This window comes from Desulfobacula phenolica (assembly GCF_900105645.1).
GTDB lineage: Bacteria > Desulfobacterota > Desulfobacteria > Desulfobacterales > Desulfobacteraceae > Desulfobacula > Desulfobacula toluolica.
Map to the genome: position 1 here is coordinate 146,922 of NZ_FNLL01000004.1, position 23,589 is coordinate 170,510.

Sequence of the window (23,589 nt, forward strand, 5' to 3'; positions counted from 1 at the left end):
CACTTATTTTTCGATCAACCAGGCAAGATTCCTTTCTGTTGTTGCAATCTCAATGGGCTGACCTGTTTCATCCATTAAAGCCGTGATAGTCAACCATACCTCCAGATTTTTCCCGGTACTTGTCTTCCTCCTGCTTTTGAATGGGGGGATGGGTTCATGTCTTTTTAATTTTTCAATGATCGAATTCAGTTCGCCTTGTTTGTCCTTGGGCAGAAATTCGCTGATATTCATTTTAAGCGCCTCAGATTCAGTCCAGCCGTACATTGCCTGCGCACCCTTGTTCCAGGCCCGTATATCACCGTTTAGGCCCAGAACGGTAATGGCATCATTAGAATCCTCCAAAACTGTTGCCAGCCGCCTGAATTTGTCCGCCTGTTTTATTTTGTTTACATTGATAAAGGTCATCACCACGCCATCAATGAGATTCTCAACCGTCCGATAGGGAATCATCTTCAAGGTATACCAGATATCATCCAAAGACAAGATTTCTATTTCAATGGTATTGAGATCTTTGAGGACATTTCTGGCCAAACCTACAAGATTGACATCCCCAAAACAAGTTTTGAGGTCATCGAGCGGCCTGCCGATATCGGTCCGGATCAGCTTTATTAAGTTGTCGGCAGCAGGGGTGTAGTTTTTGATACACAGGTTCGTATCAATGAAAAGTGTGGCAATTTCAGTAGCAGCCAGAAGGTTGTTCATATCATTTCTGGTCTTGGAGTACTCTTCTACTTTAGTTTGAAGCTCCGCATTGACTGTTGCCAGTTCCTCGTTTGTAGATTGAAGCTCTTCCTTGGAGGTTTCCAGCTCTTCATTGGAGCTTTGTATCTCCTCATTAAAAGATTGCAGTTCTTCATTGGCTGACTTAAGCTCTTCATTGGAAGTTTCCAGCTCCTCAATTGTTGCCTGAAGATATTCCCGGGTTGATTGAAGCTCCTGCTCAAGACTTTGCAGGGCCATACTTTTTTTTCGGGTCTTGACAGCTCCCATTGTTTTTTCACCTGACGCATCTGCAGGAATTTTATCGTCAAACATGATCAGCATAGATCCTTTTGGCAGCCCCTGGTCTGTTATCGGTCGAATCAATATGTCGATACTACAAAAAGTACCATTCCGGCTAATTTTCACATCCTTACAGACCGTGGCCGTTTTCTTTTGAGCTGCTTTGTGAAGGGCTATTGTCAGTTTGTTTTTTAAATCTCCGCAGGCCATATCCAGTACATTAAAGCTTGGTTTTCCAGTGGGCGGTGATAAGTATTTGGCTGTTATTCCTGCGAAATAAAGAATTTCATATTTGTCGTTTATCAAAACCCCGGCAGGAGCATAGACATCAAGAATCGTTCTTTCAATAACGGCTTGAATATCCGTTTTCGCAGACAGATGTACATCTTCATCCGCTTTGATTCCCGGCTGTGCATCATGGTAGATTTTACCGGAAAAATCTATCCCTTTGCCCACAAAGGAATTACTCCGTATAAAAATTTTCAATTTACTGTTGAACGGCTCAAAAAGATCCGTATGTTCCCCAATACTCTCTGATGTTCCCAGTAACAATATGCCTCCCGGATTCAAGGTGTAATGAAACAGAGGAATATTTTTTTTCTGGAGAGTGCTGTCCATATAAATCAAAAGATTCCGGCAGCTCACCAGATCCAATCGTGAAAATGGCGGGTCCTTAATGACGTTTTGAATTGAAAAAACAATCATGTCCCGGATCTGCTTTTTAACATGAAAGCCTTCATGGGTTTTTGTGAAAAATTGATATAAACGTTCAGGGGAAATATCCGCACCGATATTCTCCGGGTAAATTCCCCGACGGGCAATGTCTATGGCAGAAGGATCAATATCCGTGGCAAAAATTCTGACATTGAAATATTTTTTGATGTTATCCATTATTTCAGAAACAATTATGGCCAGTGAATATGCCTCTTCACCGGTTGAGCAGCCAGTAACCCAGAAACGGATTGTCGAGTCCGGTGGTTTGTCTTTTAACATATTTGGAATCACCTCTTTTTCAATGACTTCAAAGACTTCCGGGTCTCTGAAAAAACTGGTTACCCCTATGACAAGGTTTTTAAAAAGAGTGTCTATTTCAACGGGATTTTTCTGAATGAACTGAATATAGTCAGACAACCTTGTTATCTGATGAACGGCAAGACGGCGCTCAATTCTGCGGGAAATGGTGTTTGGTTTGTAGTGGGAAAAATCGTGGCCGGTTTTGCTGCGGATCAGAGCAAAAATTTTCTGAATATAATTTTTATTCGGAGAGTCTGTGATTTTGATTTTGTCCGGTAATCCAAGGTATGGATGCTGTGTATACCGGGTTAACGCTTCCGGCATTTTTTCAACCGGAAGGACAAAATCAATAAGCCCGGTTTCGACAGCACTTCTGGGCATGCCATCGTATTTTGCCGTGTCCGGCTGCTGGACCATGGCCATTCCCCCTTCACTTTTGATCGCTTTAATTCCCAGTGTTCCATCTGATGCCGTCCCTGACAGGATGATGCCGATGGCTTTTCCCTTCTGATCTTCCGACAGGGATCTGAAAAAGAAATCAACCGGCATATTAATGACACCAGTTTTCATCGGCTCTATTAAATGAAGGCTGCGATTGAACATGGCCACATTTTTGCCCGGGGGATTCAGATAAACATGGTTTGGCAAAACCTTTGTGCCATCTTCAATCTGCTTGACAGCCATACGAGTTTGCTTTTCCAGAAGCGATGCCATAATGCTTTTGTGCTGCGGACTCAAATGCTGAATGATCACAAATGCCATACCACTGTCGGGCGGCATGATGGAAAAAAAAACATTGAGGGTTTCCAGACCACCGGCTGAAGCACCGATCCCGACGATGAAGAAACGGTCGCTTTTTTTGATTTTTTTCTCTTGATCAACTGTTTCCAAAAATTTTTCTTTGGCTATAAGTACTTTTTTCTTCTTTGTCGGCATATTCACTACCTCAAATGAGCGGTAAAAAAAGTTAAGGCTACTATAATCGAAATACTTTAGTCTTGAACTTAACAATAACATGCATAAAGATTGACTGCCCCAATATTTAACAATTCAAATTATATCAAACAATCGGATATTGCAAAATTTCCAGAAGAATAAATAGGAATAAGGACATTTTATTTCATACCGGGAATCTTGCAATGAAAACTGCGGGATACTGTTGAATTAGGTTAAATATGACCTTTTGAGCGCATGTGACCGTTTTTTCAACAATTGACAGTGCTTAACAGGTGTTTTTAAAAGGCAATTATATTAACAAATCAAGCAGTTGCGATGTGATGTGCATATGATTGCAGTTATGGCACAAATGTTGAAACTCTAATTTTCTAAAGGGATGGAAAAAAAATTTTAATGTTCGAAAAAAGTGCGCTTTGAAATCAATCAGAACAAACTGGCCGATTAGTTTCATATTAATTTTTTTTTATGAGGTGAGTTATGACTTATGAAAACAGGCCCATTGTACCAAAAATAGTTGAAAATGGGGATGAAAACAAAAAGGGGCAATTAATCAAACAAGAAACAAAGCCTGATATGCTGTATCTTCTCCCCATTACAGGACGTCCCCACATGCCCGGACAAGTTCAACCTCTTATGGTCAATAAGAAACTATGGGAAGAAACGCTGAACAAGGTATCAAGTCAGGCGAAAAGCCTTTTGGGCCTAGCTTATTTAAAAAAGATAAAAAGCAAAGACGTTTATAAAGAAGATTTTCCCAAAGTCGGTTGTGTTGTCAGAATAGAGAATATAGTGAAAGTTCAAGAAAGTGTTCAATTTATTGCCCAGGGACTTGAAAGATTCCGAATAAAAAAATTTCTTTCTGATAAACCGCCTTTTGCAGTTCAGGTAGAATATTTTGAAAAAATTGAGGAAAATGAAATTGAATTAAAAGCCTATGCCATTTCAATTATTAACTCCATTAAACAATTGCTCGCATTGAGCCCTTTATACTCGGAACAGGTAAGACTATTCCTGTCAATGTTCAGTCCGGATAAACCGGCACCACTGACGGATTTTGCCACAGGCATTACAATGGCTTCAGGAGATGAATTACAGGAAATCTTAGAGTTACCTCTTGTTATGGATCGAATGAAAAAAGCAATGATGATGCTGCAAAAAGAGATTGAAATTGCAAAACTTCAAAATAAAACCAAAAAAGATCTCAACCATCAGATGGAAGACAACAAACGAAGATTTTTCTTAAAAGAACAAATGCGTGCAATTCAAAAGGAACTTGGACTGCTCAAAGATGATAAAACATCGGATGTGGATAAATTTAAAAAAAGATTTGCAGCACTTTTTCCAACAGACCAGGTGGTGAAGCGTTTTGATGATGAAATTAAAAAACTATCAGTGCTGGAGATAGGATCTGCGGAATATGGGGTCACTCGAAATTACCTGGATTGGATCACGTCTTTTCCCTGGGGAATCCATTCCAAGGACAATATCGATATTGAGCTGGCCCAGAAGGTTCTTGACCGGGACCATGCGGGCTTAAGTGATGTAAAGGACAGAATAATAGAATTTTTCGCTGTCGGAATTTACAGACAGGATATCGCAGGCTCCATTATCCTGTTTGTAGGGCCTCCGGGTGTCGGTAAAACCTCCATTGGAAAATCAATTGCACAAGCCCTTGGAAGAAAATTTTACCGCTTCAGCCTTGGCGGAATGAGAGATGAAGCTGAAATCAAAGGGCATCGAAGAACTTATGTGGGCGCATTGCCAGGAAGACTGGTTCAGGCATTAAAAGATACAGAAGTATCCAATCCTGTAATCATGCTCGATGAAGTTGATAAAATCGGGGTCTCTTACCAGGGAGATCCTGCATCTGCATTGCTTGAAGTGCTTGACCCGGAACAGAATGTCGAATTTATGGATCATTACATGGATCTTCGGATGGATCTGTCAAAAGTTTTGTTTATTTGCACGGCAAATCAGCTTGATACCATTCCAAGACCGCTTCTGGACAGGATGGACAAAATCAAGCTTTCCGGCTATATCACTGAAGAAAAAATTCAGATTGCCAGAAAACACCTGTGGCCAAAACTCTTAAGGCGGAACAACATGACTTCAAAGGTGATCACCATTACGAATCCGACTATCCGGTATCTGATTGAAGGATTTGCCAGGGAAGCAGGGGTCAGAGATCTTGAAAAACTCTTAAATAAAATAATCAGAAAGAGCATTGTAACCATATTGAAAGAAAAGAAAAAGAAAATCAGGATTAATATCGAATCGTTAGACAAGTTACTTGGGTCACCGACTTTTAAACATGAAAAACAGATGTCAGGAGTTGGTGTCGTAACCGGCCTTGCCTGGACCCAGATGGGAGGAGCAACCCTTTCCATTGAGGCTGTAAGAATTCATGAAAAAAAACCGGGATTTAAACTAACGGGAAAACTCGGTGAAGTTATGCAGGAGTCAGCAGCCATTGCCTACAGTCATGTCAGGGCAAACATGGGCTTGTTGAACATCAATAAAAAATATTTTGACAAAGCATTTATCCATATTCATGTGCCGGAAGGAGCAACCCCAAAGGACGGCCCCAGCGCAGGCATCACCATTGCAACGGCGCTCGTATCACTTGCAACCGGAAAAGCAATCAATCGACCTCTTGCCATGACAGGAGAAATTACGCTTACAGGCAAGGTGCTTCCTGTCGGTGGGATCAGAGAAAAAATCATTGCCGCAAAACGATCAGGAATAAATGAGATTATCATACCTGAAGGGAGTATGCCTCAGATAAAAAAACTTCCGGAGCACATCAAAGAAGGTATCGAGTTTCATTTTGCCGACAAATACAAAGATGTGTTTAAAATCGTATTTAAAAATCAACTTGGATGATAAAAGTTTGAGCCACATACCAATGACTTGGAAAGGCAATCGGAAAGTTGTTAATATCGCAAAAAAATGCTATCAAAAAGGGCTTAGCTTAATAAAAAAAGCCATGCGAAACATAGAGAGTTAAGATCTGCCGAATCAGTGACATTGAAAAATGGGCGGAAATTGAAAAATGAACGGTTGACATACTCTGCTATGATGTATAATTCGGACGATTTAATTTTGACTTCGTGCCTTATAAATTAAATTGTTACAAATTCATTTAGCAATTTATCTGATTTATTGCCAAAGCCGGGAGGAAAAATGAATAGGGTCATAACTTTAACGGTCATTGGTATATGCTTTTTATTAGCTGTGTTCCTGATTGATGCCTGTGCTCAAATGCCATTTGAGACTACCCCCACTACAAATAAAGGTAAGAAATGGCGCATTGGTTATCTTGAGGGGGGACCCTATGCCAATTACCAGTCGATTCTAAAAGCAATAACAAAAACACTTATGGATGCGGGGTGGATACAGCATTCATCAATTCCTGAATGTCGGAATGAAATTGAAACCAAAACATTATGGAATTTTCTTTCCACACAAATTCAAAGCAACTACCTTGAATTTGTGTCTGATGCCTATTGGTCTGCTGAATGGTGTGATGCAGAACGTGAAAATTTAAAACACGGCATCATAAAACGTTTGAATGACTCTAAAGATATCAATCTGATGCTTGCTTTTGGCACATGGGCCGGTCAAGACCTTGCAAACAATCAGCACAACACTCCCACCATGGTGGTATCGGCTTCCAATGCAATTCGTTCCGGCATTATAAAAAGTATTGAAGATTCCGGATTTGATCACATACATGCCTGGATAGATCCCAATCAATCCGAACGTCAGCTTCGCCTTTTTCATAAAATAACAGGTTTCAAAAAATTGGGCATAGCATATGAGGATGATTTGGATGGCAGATCTTATTCTGCAATAGAGGATGCGCAAAACTTATCCAGAGAACTTGGGTTCCAAATCATTGAATGTCATCTGCCTGGTCAGGCTTCCGGAACATCACATGAAGAAGCTGAATTAGTGGAATGTTATGAACAGCTTGCCCCGAAAATTGATTCAATGTATATAACCGATTATGCTGGATTAACAAAAAAAAACATCCCAAAACTTTTGTCTCCCCTGTTCAGATACAAGGTGCCAACCTTTGCCCAGACACGCTATGATTTGGTAAAATATGGAATTTTAATGGGTGCAGGAAGGTCTGATTTCAAGGCCGACGCACGATTCTATACTGAAATTTTTGCCGGAATATTGAATGGCAAAAAACCTGGAGATCTTCCACAGGAATTTAAAAGCCCCCTTAAAATCGTCGTCAATCTTGAAAGCTCAAAACAGATCGGATTTCGCATACCCCTTGACATCCTTGCAGGTGCATTTGAGATACATGAAATCATTCCATCCACTGAATATAAAAAATAAAAAACATAGAAAGCAAAAATACACTCAATGTTTTTATCAAAATTTAAAAAGAAAACGCGCCTCAAAACCATAAGATCAAAGATTCTCACCCTTATTATCGGCCTTATGGTTATCACTTCAATGGCGTTCACATTTATTACGACAAAAAATTATCAACGGGAACTAACCGCTCATTATCATAGACTGAGCAAAGAAACACTTGCGTCAACAATACGAATCATTGATTCTGAATACAATGATCTTCTATCTTATGAAATCAATTCCATAAAAACGCAACGGTTACTTATGGAAAACACAGGCACAAACCTTTTGTTAATGATCAATTCATTTTATGATCTTCATAAAACCGGATTTTTAACCGAACAAACAGCTAAAGAACTGTGTCTGAAAAACTTAGAGGAATATCGGTATCAGAAGAACAACTATTTTTTTGTTTATGATTTGAATTTGAATGGGTTATCACATCCAAACAAAGACATGGTGGGGAAAAACTGGTCCGGATTCGAAGATCTCAAGAAAAGAGATGCATTGCGCCTGGTTCGGGAAAGTCTAAAAACCGAAAAAAAAAAATTCACTGTTTTTATGTGGCCAAGACTTGAAGATATGAAACCGGTAAAGCAGATAGGATTTTTCATGTATTATCCCCAATGGAAATGGATCATCGGGACAGCCTTGGAAATGGGTTATATTGAAAAAATTTCTTGTGCAAAAGAAAAACAGATCCTTTCAAAGCTAAACAAAATACTGGGTCAGGTAAGCCTGAGCAACGTAGGTGGAATTCTCATTTTTAACAGCCATGGAAAAATTATCCTCCATACTTCAAATTTAAAAGATATTGATTTAAAGCCTTCAGGAAGAATGCTTAACCCATTGATTCAAGATTACTTGAAAGAATCAGCCGGTAATTTTAAGCAACCTGTTGAATATCCATATACTAATAAAAGCCAAGAGCAAATTACCCAGAGCGCTTTTGTAGATTATTTTAAATCCATGGACTGGTATGTTGCAGCTTTTGTTGATAACCACACATTAAAAAAACCAGGGTCTGCAATTGCTGCCAGACACTCTGCCATCATTTTTATAATTTCTCTGATTGGAATTGCTTTTGCTGTTTTTATCAGCACAAAAATAGCGTCTCCGCTTGCAGATCTGACGCAATATTCAAAAAATCTGGCAAACAGTAATTTTAAATTACACGACGATCCATTGCTGAAATCCATCAGAGCAAATGATAGGAATGATGAGATAAAGCAACTGGCAGATGCATTTGCATTCATGGAATCCGAACTTAAAAAAAATTTGCTGGATTTAAAAAACTATCAACAAAATTTAGAACATCTGATCGAAATAAGAACCAAAGCACTGTCAGATACGAATAAAGACCTTACAAAAGAAATTCAGGAACGAAAACGGTTAGAAGAAAAACATAACAAATTGATCAAAGAACTCCAAAAAGCACTTGATAACGTTAAAATGTTAAGCGGGTTACTCCCTATCTGTTCTAATTGTAACAAAATCCGCAATGATAAAGGGGATTGGGATGAGTTGGAAGACTATATTGAAAACCATTCCGATGTATTGTTCACCCATGGCCTGTGTACAGCTTGTGCTGATAAACTTTACGGCCATAATGCCTGGTATATTAAAAGTAAAAAAAAACAATTGAGAAACCAAGATCCGCCACATGAAACTCCATAGGAAAATGAAAGGAAACAATAGCGATGGAACTTACCCGAAAATTAGCTCAATTTGTATGTACCACCCGGTTTGAAGACCTTCCTGAACCTGTAGTGACCAAAGCCAAGGAGTGTTTTCTTGACTGGCAGGGAGTGGCATTAGCCGGCACCACTGACCCGGGCTCCAAAGTCATGATGCAGTATGTTACGGCCGTTGGAGGAAAACCGGAAGCCAGCGTCATTGGTTCATCCCTTAAAACAGATATAGCCAACGCCGCCCTGGCCAACGGTATGATCGGCCACGCTCTTGATTTTGACGACTATCATGATGAAACCGTCATCCATGCCTCTGCCGCCTGCGTACCAGCGATCCTGGCCATGGCGGAAAAATTAAATACCAACGGCAGGGAGTTTATCACCGCCATGGTTCTGGGAGTTGATGTATGCATCCGCATAGGATTAGCCCTGGGAGACTATCATTACCAGCGAGGCTGGCACACTACAGCCACAGCCGGTACCTTCGGAGCCACTGCCGGCGCGGCCAAACTCATGGGGCTCAATGCCGATCAACTGGTCACCGCCTTTGGCATCTGCGGCACCCAGGCCAGCGGACTGCGGCAAGTCTTTGGAACCATGTGCAAACCTTTTCATGCCGGCAAAGTCTCCATGGAAGGCATAATGTCTGCATCACTGGCTTCCATGGGATTTACCGCTTCCCAGAACATGCTTGAAGGGGAACTGGGACTGCTTGATGTGCTGACCGAGACACCTGACCAAGCAATCATGCTTGATCAGCTGGGTCAAAAATTTCATATTAACAGGTTGAGTATAAAACCTTACCCCACATGAGCCTGAACGCATTCGACGATGAATCTCCTGGAGGAGATCAGGACTCAAGAAAATATTGATATTGAAAATGTGGACCGCATTGATCTTGAAATCGGCCCTGTGGCCTCAACAGCCGCAACCATCAAAGCCCCCAAAATCGGCGTGGAAGGCAAATTCAGCGTATGGTTTCTGGCTGCCCTGGCCCTGGCCGAAGGCAATGTCACTCTGGCTAAATTTACCGATGAAAAAGTCAACTCCCCGCAAATTGTCACCCTGCGCAAAAAAATCCACACCTCACTTGACCCGCGAATCGGTTTTGGTGCCAGAGTACGAATTTTGATGAAAGACGGCACTGAATACGCCCGGTTTCTGGCCAAACCCAAGGGAGATCCGGACAATCCCCTGACCTTTGCGGAACTGGCTGAAAAATACCGCAATGCAGCCATTATGGCCATTTCCGAAAAAAAAATCGATATCCTGATCAAAAAAATTAAAACTCTGGAACAAATCAATGATATGAATGAAATCGTGGCATTGACAGTTCACCCCAAGGCCTGACCGTTGAGCTGCTCAAACCGTAATCAGTGTACACCACAGGTTACGGTTTGAATGATGTACGGTCAGGGTAAAGGCAGCACCTCCGGTGGCAATGATCACAGGGGCGGATGCATGGGTGCTGATTGATTATTTAGCCCAGTATTGACTTTTTAAATATGACTTCGAGGCCATCTGCCTTTTTGCCTCAAAGTCATATTGAGGGATTCCAGCTTGATAAGCAGCTTGTGTTTCAATTCCACACTGGTCTGATTAAAAGTGCGGTCATCGAACCATCCTCCGCAGTCGTTGCGGCGTTTCAATTCCACACTGGTCTGATTAAAAGCCGTCTGAGTCGGTGTACTTTATACTTTCCACGCTCGTTTCAATTCCACACTGGTCTGATTAAAAGTATTGGGCAAGGGACGTTGTAATCAATCCATTTAATGTTTCAATTCCACACTGGTCTGATTAAAAGCCGAAGTCGTTTATGCCGATGCTGGTGAGGCTTATGTGTTTCAATTCCACACTGGTCTGATTAAAAGGAGCCGGTTGGCCTTGCTCAGTTTTCCCCGGTCGAGTTTCAATTCCACACTGGTCTGATTAAAAGTTGCTTTTTCATTACTGTCTGATTCTGCTTGTTGTAGTTTCAATTCCACACTGGTCTGATTAAAAGCCTAAGTCAGGCCGCTGAATGGTGGTGTCAGATGTGTTTCAATTCCACACTGGTCTGATTAAAAGTCCCCATAGTTTTTATATCCACTATGGTTTTTACAAGTTTCAATTCCACACTGGTCTGATTAAAAGAATTTTCATTGAAGTCGCCACGGCTTTCCAATCCAGTTTCAATTCCACACTGGTCTGATTAAAAGCTTCCAGCGCCATTTCAGGCGTGAAGCATTCCACAGTTTCAATTCCACACTGGTCTGATTAAAAGTTGATCTGGTCCCAAGGGGTTACTTGTGTGTCTGCCAGTTTCAATTCCACACTGGTCTGATTAAAAGGGCTTCCCCCTGGCTGACCGGGTGGCCCTAAATGTGTTTCAATTCCACACTGGTCTGATTAAAAGAAGAGAGTTCGAAAGACTTTCAAACTTTGACTATGGTTTCAATTCCACACTGGTCTGATTAAAAGGTAACCACTCTCATCAAAGAAGTTATTAATCTATAGTTTCAATTCCACACTGGTCTGATTAAAAGCGGGGCTCTGAGTGAACTCAACACGGCAAACGGAGTTTCAATTCCACACTGGTCTGATTAAAAGGCAACATGGGGTGCTTGTCCCATTCCTCCCCTGTTAGTTTCAATTCCACACTGGTCTGATTAAAAGCCACCAGTTAAGATACTGACCGGGCTGTCCTTCACCAGTTTCAATTCCACACTGGTCTGATTAAAAGTGTGGACGCTCTCACTCTCCTTGCGAATGTAACCTCGTTTCAATTCCACACTGGTCTGATTAAAAGCCATCAAAAAAACAATATAAAATTAACGGGTTGTATTAATAAATCAAACGGTTTTTTCCGTCAACCCCCAATAGCGTAAAATCATAGGAAGATCGACGGATTTTTATAAATTGTCAAAGGACAAGCACTCATAAAAAATTATCCGTATCATCTTTTTCAAATCCGCAGATATCTTTGTCCATCCATTTGATATCCCGACTTTTGAAAAAAATAACCGAATCTTTTGAGCTATCAATAATATCGTTGACTTCATACTTCATTTTCTCAAATTTAGCTTTGGTAAGCTCCCCCTCAAAGACAGAATTCTGAATACGGATAAGGTATTTTTTCAATAATTTAAACATATGTCTTAATCTTTTCCGACCCGCCTTTGTTTCAGTATTTATATCATACATTGCAATAATATACATAATTACCACCACATCTTGAACCCGGTATATTTTTCTTCACCCAGAATATGTTTAACAATTTTATAACACTCCAGCCGTATAAGCCGTTTGTAAGAAACATTGCGATTGAGTTTCTTATGTTTAATAGTCTTTTTCAGCCTTTCATCATATTTTCTTAAAAATTTCATCCGGCCCTGATCTTTCAGATAACAATAGTTAAGGTCTTTATCCGTATCTTTTTCCGTTAATTCCTTTTTGTTGATCATGGTAAAGATCATTCTATCAAGGAGGATGGGCTTAAAAATTTCCGATATATCAAGGGCAAGGGAGTACCGCCTGTAACCCGGCTCATGAAGAAAACTCACGGTAGGATCAAGCTGGGTTCTATAAATTTCAGACAGAACCGTTGTATAAACAAGGGAATTACCAAATGAAATCAGGGAATTTATAAAATTATCCGGCGGTCTTTTAATACGTTTTTTAAATTCAACCTTATTTTGAACAATTTCATTAAAAGCAGAATAATACAAATCCCTGATATTTCCTTCTATGCCCATTAAATATGAAATTGAATCCGCATTTTTTAATGATTTTTTTAACTCTTTTATCTTTAAAATTTTTTCACCGATATCTCTTTCCCTGTTTTTATAATAGGTTAAATTGGTGATAATATTTGAAGCTGCGGCATTCAATAATTCATAGGCCAAAACCATTCTTTTTTTATCATCAAGATAATGCTTTGCCTGACTGATGGTGACATGCCCTGAAAGATATTGCTCTCTTGGGACAAATGAACCGGAATAAAATCCGTAATAATTAAAAATATGAACGGGAATTTTTTGTTGCCCCAGAAAATTCAGCAATTTTGTATTCAGAGTATGTTCATTGAAAAGAAAAAGGTCACAAATTGATTCAACAGGACGGTATTTCTTTTCTCCGTCAATTTCAAACATCAAAGAATTGTCTTTTCTTTTGATGGTACTATTTGAAAAAAGATATAAGGATTGTTTCATATGACACCTTTATATAAAAATATTCAAAATCAAAACAGCGACTTTAATGTTTTTATTATTGGCAACCCGGATGAAATATCAGGTATTCCCATGGCAGTTAGACAAAACAAAATTCATAATAAGCGCATTTTTTACAATACGGTTTGTTTATTATTGCCGGAGGTTTTTTCCTGTCAAGGATTTCATGGATATCAGAAAAAATAGCCTTAAATTCCATTTCATCTTCAGCATCCAATATCACTTTTTGTCTTTGCTTCAGTTTTGGATAATCTATTTCACCGATTATGTTTTTAACCCCCATTTTATTTAAAAAATATATATAGTACTTCAGCTGATAAATATGGGCTTTTTCAATCTTGTTTGATTTCTTGATTTCATGAATAACCCCCTTATTATCAATGAAATCAATTTTGATATTGCCGATTTCAATCTGCTTTTTATTGCGTTTATAAGTGCTTTCATCAATGAGTTTTCCCAACTGCACATATTCATTTTCATCTTCAAACCGAATAGCTCTTGTAAACAACCAGAGTTTTCGCTTACAGACAAAATAATAATTAATCTGTGTGCCGGTAAAATTAATATTATCCATATTTTCTCCCATTAAAAACCGGTTCAAAATGAATTTTATTTTGCTGCTTTTTCAACACAACCAAAACCGGCGCTGTTTTTTTCACCCCATCCGCAATCATACCCGATTTTAATTAACTCAGGATCTGCCTCTATATAAAAAGGGGCTTCCATGGCTTTGACTTTAATATTATTTTTAAATTCAATCAATTTTGATATTCTGCCATTTCTTTTTACGATATAGTTGTTTTCAAAATGAAACTGAAAAGGAAATTTCATATTTTCATATGGGATATTATTGATGGTTTCATATTTGTTAATAAGATTTTTCTTTAAATTTTCAACAAAATGATCTCTTTCCGCGGGCACCATATAGTTTAAAAAATGTTGCACCCTTTTACCTTTTTCTTTGATCATTATGCTTGAAACGGTTATGGGCGACAAACAAATAAATTTTTCAGTATTGGTAAACTGACAATCTTCCTGAATATCAACATTTACAATATCAAAAAAATGTCTTTGCCCGCTCAAGTTTAACATCATTTTCTGATTTGAAAATATGCCGAGGATTAAATGTCTCATGCTTTTTTCCATGATGGTGGAAAACACAAATTGTATTTTTGAAACCTTATGAAAACCGCCATTCCCATTATTTTTAGGACTAAAGTTGAGCTTTGAAAAGGTAAATAGTTTAAAAAGCTTATTGATGCCATCTTTTACATACCCTTTATCATGTAAAAAACTTGAATAGTTTGCTGATGATTCTTGAATTAAAGAGTACAAAGCTGAATGAACTGCATATTGATAATTATAGGGAAAAAAGGCCGGTTGATTCGTTATTGCTGTTATTTTTATACGCAAAATCATACCTTTCCGGAAGGCTTCAGGGTTAGTGAAGCCTGCAATCATTTAAAGTTAATCATTTATTTTAATAATCTGGTCTTCATAGTCAAAGGCCATCATTCTGTCTATTAAGTTTTTTTCTGCATCTTCCAGGGCTTCCGCAGTTTCAGACTTTGTCAGAAAATACCCCCCTGCAGAAAGGGTCACAAAAGTTTCAACACCTTCCAGGTCCTCTTCAATGACAGGAATTGCTTTTTTGTCATCTTCTTCACTTAATTTTGCCCTGATACTGCCGGCGATTTTATTGGCATTGGTGCTGATGGAAACGGCCAGGGTCTCCATGAGACTGAAGGTTCTTGACTGGTTTGAGGTGATACGCCAGTTGATGATTGCTTTTGCAATGGCCGGTATAAGTTTGTTCCTTGTTTCAGGCGGTGCAACAAGGCAGTTTCCAAAAATATTGTTGGATTCAAGCCAACCGGATTCTTTTAATCTGTCTTCGGTTTCCTTTGTGATTTCCGGCTCAAAAACACTTTGAGTAACACAAAAAAGCCGCCTTAAATCAATGGCAATATCCTGCACAAATAATCCTGTTGCCCTTTTATTATCCGGTATCCATTTTCGTATCAAACTCCTGTCCTTATCCTGAAGCAATGTTATGATATCATCTTCACAAAGCTCTTTCCCATTTGGGTCCCTGACAATGACCGTGTTATTGGGCCGGTCACTGCGGTCAAAGGTTATGTTTTCCCTGTCTATACCGGCAAGCAAAGGGTGCAAAGCCCGCATGGCTGATATGGAAAGCGGGCTTCTTCGTTTTATGGTTTTTTCCTTTCCCCCCTTGGAAGCTTTCATCCAACCGCCCAATAATTGATCAAAATGAGAAGGATCACATGTGCCGAAAACCTCTCCTTCCGTGATCTCTTTTTTCTTTGTAACATCAAATATAAAGGTTGTGGGTGCAGGCAATTGGTTTAACTGGCGAGCCAATGTATCGATTAAAGACCGCTTTATCTGCTGTCCGCTTGAATATGGGATATACCGGTTAAATTGAGGGTCATAGTAGGTTTTCTGACCATCGGCCACACAGAACACAGTATGTTCCGCCCGTTTTAAAGTTCTTATATATATGGTGTTCATAAATTTCTCCCTGAAATTAACTATTGATTATAAAGTGGTTAAATATTTCTCTCCTCATAAGCATAATCAAACCGCAGCAGAACAACAAAATAAGCAAAATCCTCGGAAGTCATCAAATGCACCCTTTTTTTCAACTCCCTGATAATTTCCAGATATTCGCTCTGAACATCTTTGACAACCACTGCCAGGGCATCTATGAACTTTTTCCTGGATGCGGCAATGAGCAGTTCTTTTTCAATGAGGTTTTTTCGATCTGTTTTGCGGCCGTCTTCACGATACTCATGGAGTGCCCTGGCAATTTTCTCTGTGTAATCCAGCATGTCTTCCTTGTTTTTTGTAAGCATAGCAACCAACCATGTTTTATAGGTTCTGAACAATATTACTTTTTCATACTCTTTATTTGACGCCTTTTGTTTCCTTGTTTGAAAGTCCTCTTCAGACTCTCCTTTTTTTAAAACGGGAATCGCCGTCTTCTTGAAATTCGGGATTTTGCCCTGACCAAAATACGTTTTAAGATCTTTGGGCTGCAAGGCATGAAGCCCTATTGCCCCCAATTCACAGGCCCTTTTGATATGGATGCCAAACATCTCTTCATAGGCCCTGCTGTCTTTGATAGCGTTGTTTTTTCCAAATAAAATTTCGTAAAAGTCCTTGATTCTTCTGGCCTGCTGAAAATAAAAAGGGATAAATCCAATGGTTTTGTTGGTTTGTCCAAGACTGTACAGATAGCCCATCAAGGTCTGGTCTGGAAATTTGCTTGAAAGATTAAAAAAAAGTTGACTCCATTTAACAGTATTTATGAGAATGTTTCCTTGTTTATCATGGCTGAACATTTTCATATTATCCAAAACTCCAAAATCAAAACCTTTTCTAAATTTTTTTCCATGGTAATAATTAAGCCATTGACCATTCCAGGTGTTGATTTTATTGGGAGCCAATTTATCAATGCTATTATCATTGAGAAAACCACGATACACCTGCCAGCCGTCATAGAGGGTTAAAAGAATTTCAGGATCATTAAAAAAAATGCAATACCCCCCTGAAACACCAATACCCAGACCAGCACCGATCCAGGAATCGTAAATCCCGAATTCATCTGCAGGAATATCAATATCACTTACAAGCCCCGAGGTAGTGGCAAATTCATTGGTTTCCGATGCAGGAAAACCAATGGCAATACTGGCATCCCTGTCTCCGGTTGTTATCTTTTCCGCCAGATTATTTAATTTTTCAATTCTATCTTCTTCTCTCAGAAGATGCGGTTTTTGACCCTTTTTCATCTGCACAAAAGGTGAATTGGTTTGCCAAAGCATGTATTTTGGATGATTGAAAAACAGCTCAAAAAATACTGTTTCAAAAAATTGCTTTGACGTATAGGACTTGTTGTACTTTTTGTTAAATGCCGTCAAAAATGTCCGGCCAATAGTCATGGAAATCATAATAAAATCTTTTCTATAAAAAATTTAAGTCCGCTTTTCTATCGTTTGCTTTAGCCAGATCCAACCCAGTTTCCCGGCTGTATCCCGAGTCCGGGATAACAAAAGGATTGCTGCCGAAATTGAGTTGAAAATAATTTTTTACTGCATAATATCGCACTGGAATTTCCAGCATCATCTGGTCTTCAAAACCTGCTTGTTCATAGGCTTGGCAATCCGAATCAACAATACAGTTCACGCTGTCCACCTCAAGAAGTTCAAGTAGTATGGACCGATCCCGGTGGGTGAGCATTGGTACATTCCATCTGCCGTTTCCTTTATAGGCAGTGTGATTTTCAATGCTGGTATAAGACAAATCAGGATAAACACAATTGATTTTTTCCTGATAATCCGATTCATGTAGAACTTGATCATGATCCAGTACAGCATAACTTTTCCTTAAAATTTCAAGCTCATATGGCCGGGCTGCTTTTTCATCCTCTGGCGGAGCTATGACATAAACAGGTTTATATGTGCCGATGGTGGCGGGTGTCCGTTTTCTATTAATCCTGCCAAATCTTTGGATCAAGGAATCAATGGGGGCTGTTTCGGTTATCATCAGATCAAAACTGATATCCAGACTGACCTCAACCACCTGGGTGGAAACAACAATGCAGGCGTTTGAAGAGGTATTGAATTCAAAGGTAGTATTTCCCTGGCTGTCCAATCCCAATAGACTGGCTTCCTTATCCCGCCGGTCTCCCCGTTTAAACCGGCTGTGAATAAGAAGCAAAGGAATGTCAGAGAATGCCTCTTTTACAATTTCAAACATCTCCTGGGCTGAATCCACACGGTTACAAACAAGCAAAATTTTATTATTTTTCTTGATGGCCTCCTTGATAACGGCATGGGCATCATCCCAAGAGCCGATCTTATGCAGGATATGGCGGTCTAATTTTTCAAGTTCAATGGAATCCAGCGAAATTTCAGACACAAAATCCCTGCCCAGCAAATCAATAATTTCATTATACAGGGAAGAGGACATTGTGGCGGTGCCGATATGAATCCGGCAGCCAATATGGTTCAACACCTCAACTATTTTTAATACGATTGATTTTGAAACATTGTCATAGGTATGAATTTCATCCAGAATAACATCACATCCTTTTAAATCTTCAATCATGGACTCAAATCCCCTGGTGGCAAAAATAATTGACGCCAGTTGATAAGGGGTAAGCACCTTTACGCTCGACCCCACAAGCCTTTGAAGAAGCATATCTTCATGGGATTCAGCACCTGATGAAATTTTGGAAGATGAATGAAGAACCCGGATATCCAGATTGGGATTCAATTTAATCAAATCTGTTTTCACCCTTTTGAACATGGCGTTGATGGAGGCTTGAAACGGCAATGTATAAAAAACCCTGCCCCTGCAACGGCGAAAAAGATAATCGGTTTTCCCCATACCAGTACACGCCACCACCATGGTATGGGGTCGATTGGATGAGGCTTTTTTTAAGGATAAGGGATAAAGTTGGGACGTTCTGTTGTAAAATTCCAGTATGGGTTTTTTAAATGTATGAGGCAGATAATCGGGTGCGGCAGAAGATAAAGCCGATGCAAAATGATCAGCCGACATCAGAAGACCGCGCCATTCTGAATAGCCGTTATTCATAATTGTATTTTCACAATATTCCAGAACCTTGAAATAATTTTCCTTTGCTTCGTCATAGCCAATGTCCCTGGAATTAATTCCAAAACCTGCGAGAATCTTTAAGGCATCAAGCTTCCAAACATCCCAGTGTTCAATATGAAACTCAAAAATATCATCTTCATTTTCTTCAAGATCAAGAATGCCTTTTAACCCTTTGTCATTTTCAATAGACTTATGATGGGCGATGATCATTTCAATGAGTTGGGGATGATATGTTTTTTCAACCAGCGAGAGAAAAAAACAGGACGCAATTTCATGACGGAATGTTGATTGCCCGGTTTTATATTTAGATACAAGCCGTTCTTGAAAAATCGGACTTGCTTTTCCGATATCATGAAAAACCGCCCCCAGTTTTGCAGTTTCAACGTCAAAATTCAAATAACCGGCAAACACTTTAATGGCGGATTTAACATGACAAAGATGAGCATATAAAGTCGTAAACTCAGGAGCGCCCTTGGCTTTTATGTGATCACAGACATCCATGATCAACAGATATGTTTTACAGGATTACCAACGACCTTCAGCCAGCCGTACATGGGCGAATTATTATCAAAACGGTTATATCCTACCAAAAAAGATTGATCTGTTTGTTCAAACACCAACTCAAACCCGTTGAAAAAATCCTCTTGGGTATCAAATTCTTTTTCAGGCACTTCAAGAATTTTTCTGCCTGGAAATAATATATCTTCATTCCTGCAAAGACAGATGTGCTGTTTTGCCGCATGAACAGCATCTTGTTCATTGTCAAACCCAAGATATAAAACAGGTTCGATAAGAACGCCCCGAACGATTATCGAGTATTTCCTGAAAAAATTGTTGTTTTTTTTATTCCATCCCCTGGGCTGAATCTGTTCCTGCTGATGAGAGATCTGTTTATACGATAATCTGTGTCGTTTAATTTTATACAGACCATAAGTCTCGGATAAAAGATCGGGAAACAGCTTCCTTTCCATACCCGCCACGATTGAAGGAGTCAGGAACTGTTGACTGAAAGTTTCGCTGTCCCTGACTGCTGTCCAGGGTTTGATGAATCCAAAGGGGCCGGTATAATTAACAAAATACATAATGGCATAAGATCCTTTTATTTTTCATTTACGATAACTTTTGCATATTACGATACCTTTGCATATAGCCGATTCATTTGTGCATATAATAGCCGATTCCTGTATTTTGTCTTACTATTTGCACTGATTTTTCGCAATATGCGAAATATATAGCTTATATATTCTTTTCATCCATTGCTTCAAGAGATTAATTTATTTTAGAGTAAAAGCTGCCTGTAAGGTAAAATCAGATTTTAAAACCAATGCATATAGGTGCGTCAGGTATTTATTTATCAGTCCCGGCCACCCCAGGATATTGTTATAATATACCCCCCAAGGCTTAAAATCATCAAGGCGTAAATCGTAAAAAAGAATATATTCAAAGGGTTATCCGTTATTGTCAGCTTCACCCCGACGCGATCCTGGTTGTCGGCTTTTTTAACAATAAAGTCCGTCAAGGTAACCTGGATGGATCCATGCCGAAGCGGCGACAGCATCATCACTTTTTTTGTTTCCAGAAGTGTTGAGGCCTGATAAAGCGATATTATGGCAAAATTTTGTTTGCGATGAATATTGTCCCGTGTCATCATTATTCGCTGCTCTTGTTTACCGGCTTTTAAAATATTAATATCATCCTTGAACACGATATCAGAAACTTCAATGAGATATTGGTTTTGAAACAGCATTTTTGAATTGGAAAAAAGTGTGATATTGCCCTGCTTGTGACCAACCACAAGGATGAGCCCATGACATGCCAGTACCACAATAAACAGGCAGTGAAGCACAAAAAACAGCCATTTTTCAAATTTGCCTGATTTTCTGGCCACCTGGATCTGTTTTGTAAAACTGCAGCAAAGTGTATTCACAAAAAGCAAACCAGCACTCAGACACAGCAGTGCAAACCATACCACCAGAACCGGGGTTTGTGACCAGGCTGATTTAAGCCATTCAAAAATAAGGGTCTCATTCATTACCTTGAAATCGTTTTTATACCAGCGGCTCAAATAAACTCCTGCCCCCATAAAGCAAACCAGGCAAACAAGATTATAAAAAGCAAATTTTATGGAGCTTAGTTTTTGAATCATAATGGTTTTCCTCTAATGATAAAATATCATCCACAGGGCAAAAATCCCGGGAAGCGACCCAGATAACGTTCGTATCAACCGGTTATTTCCAAAAGCCGGAGGCATATGACAGACAATCATAACCAGCACAAACAACAAAGAGGCTTTAAAAAATCCATTGCTCCATTGCCAGGAATCCCCGAACCAGTTCAGGCACCAGACTGATCCTGACCACTCGCCGCAAAGATAAACAAGCGCGCCCACAAGGATTTTATGCCGTGCCTGTTTTAACAAGACCGCCTTTTCCCTGAATCCTTCAAAAAAGCAAGTCAGATGCAATACCATGACATGAACAAAAAAGGCGGCTGCCACAAGTCTTAAATCAAAAAACAGCATCACCCATATATTGTCATACATATAATAGTCATCATTTACAGCCATGGGCTTTCCCAGCACAAGTGCCAATATCAGCAAAACAACAATTGAATTTACTAAAAAAACATTTCCTCTGCACCCTCTTGCCAGCAGTACCACGACAAATATGATGTAAACACAAGCCTCAAAAGGTCCGAAAAGCGGAGGCCGTCCAGTGACAAATACAATGAACAGCACGCCTGCCAGGCAAGTCAAGATCTCCAAGTGCCTGAACCACTTTGCGATCGTATCTTTTTTCAGCAAAAGGAGTACAAGTTCTCCTGCAAACAGCAGGAACATGATCCAATAGACAAGGGTTGGAAATATCTGTATCATTTTAACCATTTTCCTGATCCTCTAATATATGGCTTGGAAGAAATATTTTTTGTTGAGCATTCAGCCGGATCTCAGATGTATTTGTGCCATAAAGTTCTGAAATATTTTTTGTTGTCATCACCAAATTTTTATCTCCCTGGACCATGATTTCACCGTTTTTCAACATGATCACATCATCGGCAAACAAAGTTGCCATATTGGGATCATGCATGGAAGCCACAATACTGATACCTTTTGAACGGCAAAGCTGTTTGATGGATGACAGCAGATGATACTGGTTATTAAAATCAAGGTGATTTGTTGGCTCATCTAACAGCATGATCTTTGTTGTCTGGGCAAGGGCACGGGCAAGCAGGGTAATTTGACGCTCTCCTCCGGATATCCGGTTGAAATTTTTATGGGCCAGCCCCTGGGCGTTTAATTCCCTAAGGGCATTTGCGGCAATCTGATAATCCGTCTCATCCGGCTTGGCCGCAATCTTTAAAAAAGGTGCCCTTCCCATTACCACCACATCAATCACCTTATAGGGAAAAACATCAATATGCTCCTGGGGCACCAGACTGATCAATTGTGCGATCTCGTTCTGGGCAAGGGACATCAACGGTCTTCCATGAACCAGTATCCGGCCTGAAATTTTTGTCAGTATCCTGTTCAGGCAATGAATCAAAGTGGTTTTGCCGGAACCGTTTCTGCCCAGAACGGCACAGAAAGTGCCCGATTGCACCTGAAAGCAAATGTCTTTCAAAATCTTTTTATCCCCGTAATCAAAACCGAGGCCGCAGCATTCTAATGTTACAGCCATCCGGTACTCCGGTTCTTAAACATAAAATAACCGAAAATCGGGGCTCCTGTCAGTGCGGTAAGAATCCCCACTGGAATTTCAGCAGAAGAGACACTTCTTGCGGCAGAATCTGCAATCAAAAGAAATAAACCGCCCATGAGCGCTGTCACGGGAATCATCTTTTCATGCTCCGGCCCCACAAAGGATCTTGCCATATGGGGGATCACAAGTCCTATCCAGGATATCTGCCCGCAGGTTGCAACGGAAACAGCCACCATGAATGAACTTGCCGTAATCAGAATAATCCTGAAAAAAGACGGGTTCATACCCAGGGATTTTGCCTGGACATCCCCCAGGGAAAGAATATTAAGCCTGAAACTCAGCACAATGAACAAGATCAATCCTGCCAGGGTAAAAGGTGCCATCACCAGAATAGTATCCCAGGTCACCCGGCTTAAACTGCCCATGACCCAGAAAACAATGCTGGGAAGCTCGTCATAGGGATCTGAAAAATATTTGATCGCCATGAGCAGGGCATTAAAAAAAGACAGCACAACCATACCTGCCAGCACCAGGACAATCATTGGTTTAATGGAAATCACCTTTGCAAGTCCCACACTCATGGAAACCGCCAGAATCCCGAATCCAAAAGACAGAATATGGACAAGAGAAAAAGAGTCAAAAGGAAGAATAAGCCCCAGGGCCGCACCAAAGGTGCATCCTGCCGACACCCCCAGAATATCCGGTGACACCAGCGGATTTCTGAACAACGCCTGGTAAACAGCTCCCGATACGGCAAGACTTGAACCCACCAGAATGGCCATAATGCATCTGGGCAAGCGTATCCATAAAAAAACAAGTTCCTTTGGAATTAAATCTCCCACCGAATCCCTGCCATTATACAGGTTTGAAAAAATAGCCGTCAGATCGCAAATTTTGATTGTCACCCTGCCCGATATAGCGGATACGGCAAATGTAGCCGTTAAAATAAAAATCAGCGAATAAATCACTTGCCTGGATGAAGAAAAAGTTTTCATTTTT

General features: G+C 39.9%; 18 protein-coding genes and 1 CRISPR repeat array. Of the genes, 5 read left to right on the top strand and 13 right to left on the bottom strand.

What is annotated here, in order from left to right:
• Positions 1–3 precede the first annotated feature (3 nt).
• Positions 4–2,952: a chemotaxis protein CheB gene (locus BLT94_RS07865; RefSeq protein ID WP_175530301.1), complete on the bottom strand. Its 2,949-nt coding sequence runs from the start codon at positions 2,950–2,952 to the stop codon at positions 4–6.
• A gap of 498 nt (positions 2,953–3,450) precedes the next feature.
• Between BLT94_RS07865 and lon the strand changes: the two genes are divergently transcribed.
• From lon to BLT94_RS07890, 5 genes are all read left to right on the top strand, one after another.
• A complete protein-coding gene (gene lon, locus BLT94_RS07870; RefSeq protein WP_092232428.1) occupies positions 3,451–5,856 on the top strand; it encodes an endopeptidase La in 2,406 nt (801 codons plus the stop codon).
• A gap of 300 nt (positions 5,857–6,156) precedes the next feature.
• Positions 6,157–7,326, top strand: coding sequence for an ABC transporter substrate-binding protein (locus BLT94_RS07875; RefSeq protein ID WP_092232431.1), 1,170 nt, complete (start codon positions 6,157–6,159; stop codon positions 7,324–7,326).
• A 27-nt stretch (positions 7,327–7,353) separates the two neighbouring features.
• Positions 7,354–9,024: a cache domain-containing protein gene (locus BLT94_RS07880; protein ID WP_092232435.1), complete on the top strand. Its 1,671-nt coding sequence runs from the start codon at positions 7,354–7,356 to the stop codon at positions 9,022–9,024.
• Between the two features lie 23 nt (positions 9,025–9,047).
• Complete coding sequence (locus BLT94_RS07885; RefSeq protein ID WP_092232438.1) at positions 9,048–9,851, top strand: MmgE/PrpD family protein; 804 nt, start codon at positions 9,048–9,050, stop codon at positions 9,849–9,851.
• 18 nt (positions 9,852–9,869) lie between these two features.
• Positions 9,870–10,388 carry an MmgE/PrpD family protein gene (locus BLT94_RS07890; RefSeq protein ID WP_092232441.1) on the top strand — a complete coding sequence of 173 codons (519 nt, stop codon included), beginning with the start codon at positions 9,870–9,872 and terminating at the stop codon, positions 10,386–10,388.
• A 226-nt stretch (positions 10,389–10,614) separates the two neighbouring features.
• A CRISPR array of direct repeats spans positions 10,615–11,826; the repeat unit is 30 nt; unit sequence GTTTCAATTCCACACTGGTCTGATTAAAAG.
• Positions 11,827–11,954: 128 nt separating this feature from the next.
• Here BLT94_RS07890 and cas2 read toward each other — a convergent pair.
• From cas2 to BLT94_RS07950, 12 genes are all read right to left on the bottom strand, one after another.
• Entirely contained in the window at positions 11,955–12,236 is a 282-nt protein-coding gene (gene cas2, locus BLT94_RS07895) for a CRISPR-associated endonuclease Cas2 (protein WP_014956481.1), read from the bottom strand.
• Between the two features lie 2 nt (positions 12,237–12,238).
• Complete coding sequence (cas1b, locus tag BLT94_RS07900; protein WP_014956480.1) at positions 12,239–13,228, bottom strand: type I-B CRISPR-associated endonuclease Cas1b; 990 nt, start codon at positions 13,226–13,228, stop codon at positions 12,239–12,241.
• A 97-nt stretch (positions 13,229–13,325) separates the two neighbouring features.
• Positions 13,326–13,820 (bottom strand): CRISPR-associated protein Cas4, encoded by a 495-nt coding sequence (gene cas4 / locus BLT94_RS07905; protein WP_175530302.1) that lies wholly within the window; start codon positions 13,818–13,820, stop codon positions 13,326–13,328.
• Between the two features lie 35 nt (positions 13,821–13,855).
• The gene (gene cas6 / locus BLT94_RS07910) at positions 13,856–14,707 is read right to left on the bottom strand and encodes a CRISPR-associated endoribonuclease Cas6 (RefSeq protein WP_092232447.1); all 852 of its coding nucleotides are present in this window, start codon (positions 14,705–14,707) and stop codon (positions 13,856–13,858) included.
• A gap of 6 nt (positions 14,708–14,713) precedes the next feature.
• Complete coding sequence (locus tag BLT94_RS07915; protein WP_092232450.1) at positions 14,714–15,781, bottom strand: CRISPR-associated protein Cas7; 1,068 nt, start codon at positions 15,779–15,781, stop codon at positions 14,714–14,716.
• 38 nt (positions 15,782–15,819) lie between these two features.
• The gene (locus tag BLT94_RS07920) at positions 15,820–17,220 is read right to left on the bottom strand and encodes a hypothetical protein (protein WP_092232453.1); all 1,401 of its coding nucleotides are present in this window, start codon (positions 17,218–17,220) and stop codon (positions 15,820–15,822) included.
• 13 nt (positions 17,221–17,233) lie between these two features.
• Complete coding sequence (locus tag BLT94_RS07925) at positions 17,234–19,393, bottom strand: CRISPR-associated helicase/endonuclease Cas3 (RefSeq protein WP_092232456.1); 2,160 nt, start codon at positions 19,391–19,393, stop codon at positions 17,234–17,236.
• A 2-nt stretch (positions 19,394–19,395) separates the two neighbouring features.
• A complete protein-coding gene (locus BLT94_RS07930; RefSeq protein WP_092232459.1) occupies positions 19,396–19,974 on the bottom strand; it encodes a hypothetical protein in 579 nt (192 codons plus the stop codon).
• A gap of 272 nt (positions 19,975–20,246) precedes the next feature.
• Positions 20,247–21,038, bottom strand: coding sequence for a hypothetical protein (locus tag BLT94_RS07935; protein ID WP_092232463.1), 792 nt, complete (start codon positions 21,036–21,038; stop codon positions 20,247–20,249).
• 12 nt (positions 21,039–21,050) lie between these two features.
• Positions 21,051–21,767 (bottom strand): hypothetical protein, encoded by a 717-nt coding sequence (locus tag BLT94_RS07940; protein ID WP_139169003.1) that lies wholly within the window; start codon positions 21,765–21,767, stop codon positions 21,051–21,053.
• A gap of 1 nt (position 21,768) precedes the next feature.
• A complete protein-coding gene (locus BLT94_RS07945) occupies positions 21,769–22,569 on the bottom strand; it encodes an ABC transporter ATP-binding protein (RefSeq protein WP_092232469.1) in 801 nt (266 codons plus the stop codon).
• Positions 22,560–23,585, bottom strand: a complete 1,026-nt coding sequence (locus tag BLT94_RS07950; RefSeq protein WP_092232472.1) for a FecCD family ABC transporter permease — start codon at positions 23,583–23,585, stop codon at positions 22,560–22,562. Before BLT94_RS07950 ends, BLT94_RS07945 begins: the two co-directional genes overlap by 10 nt.
• Between the last annotated feature and the right edge of the window lie 4 nt (positions 23,586–23,589).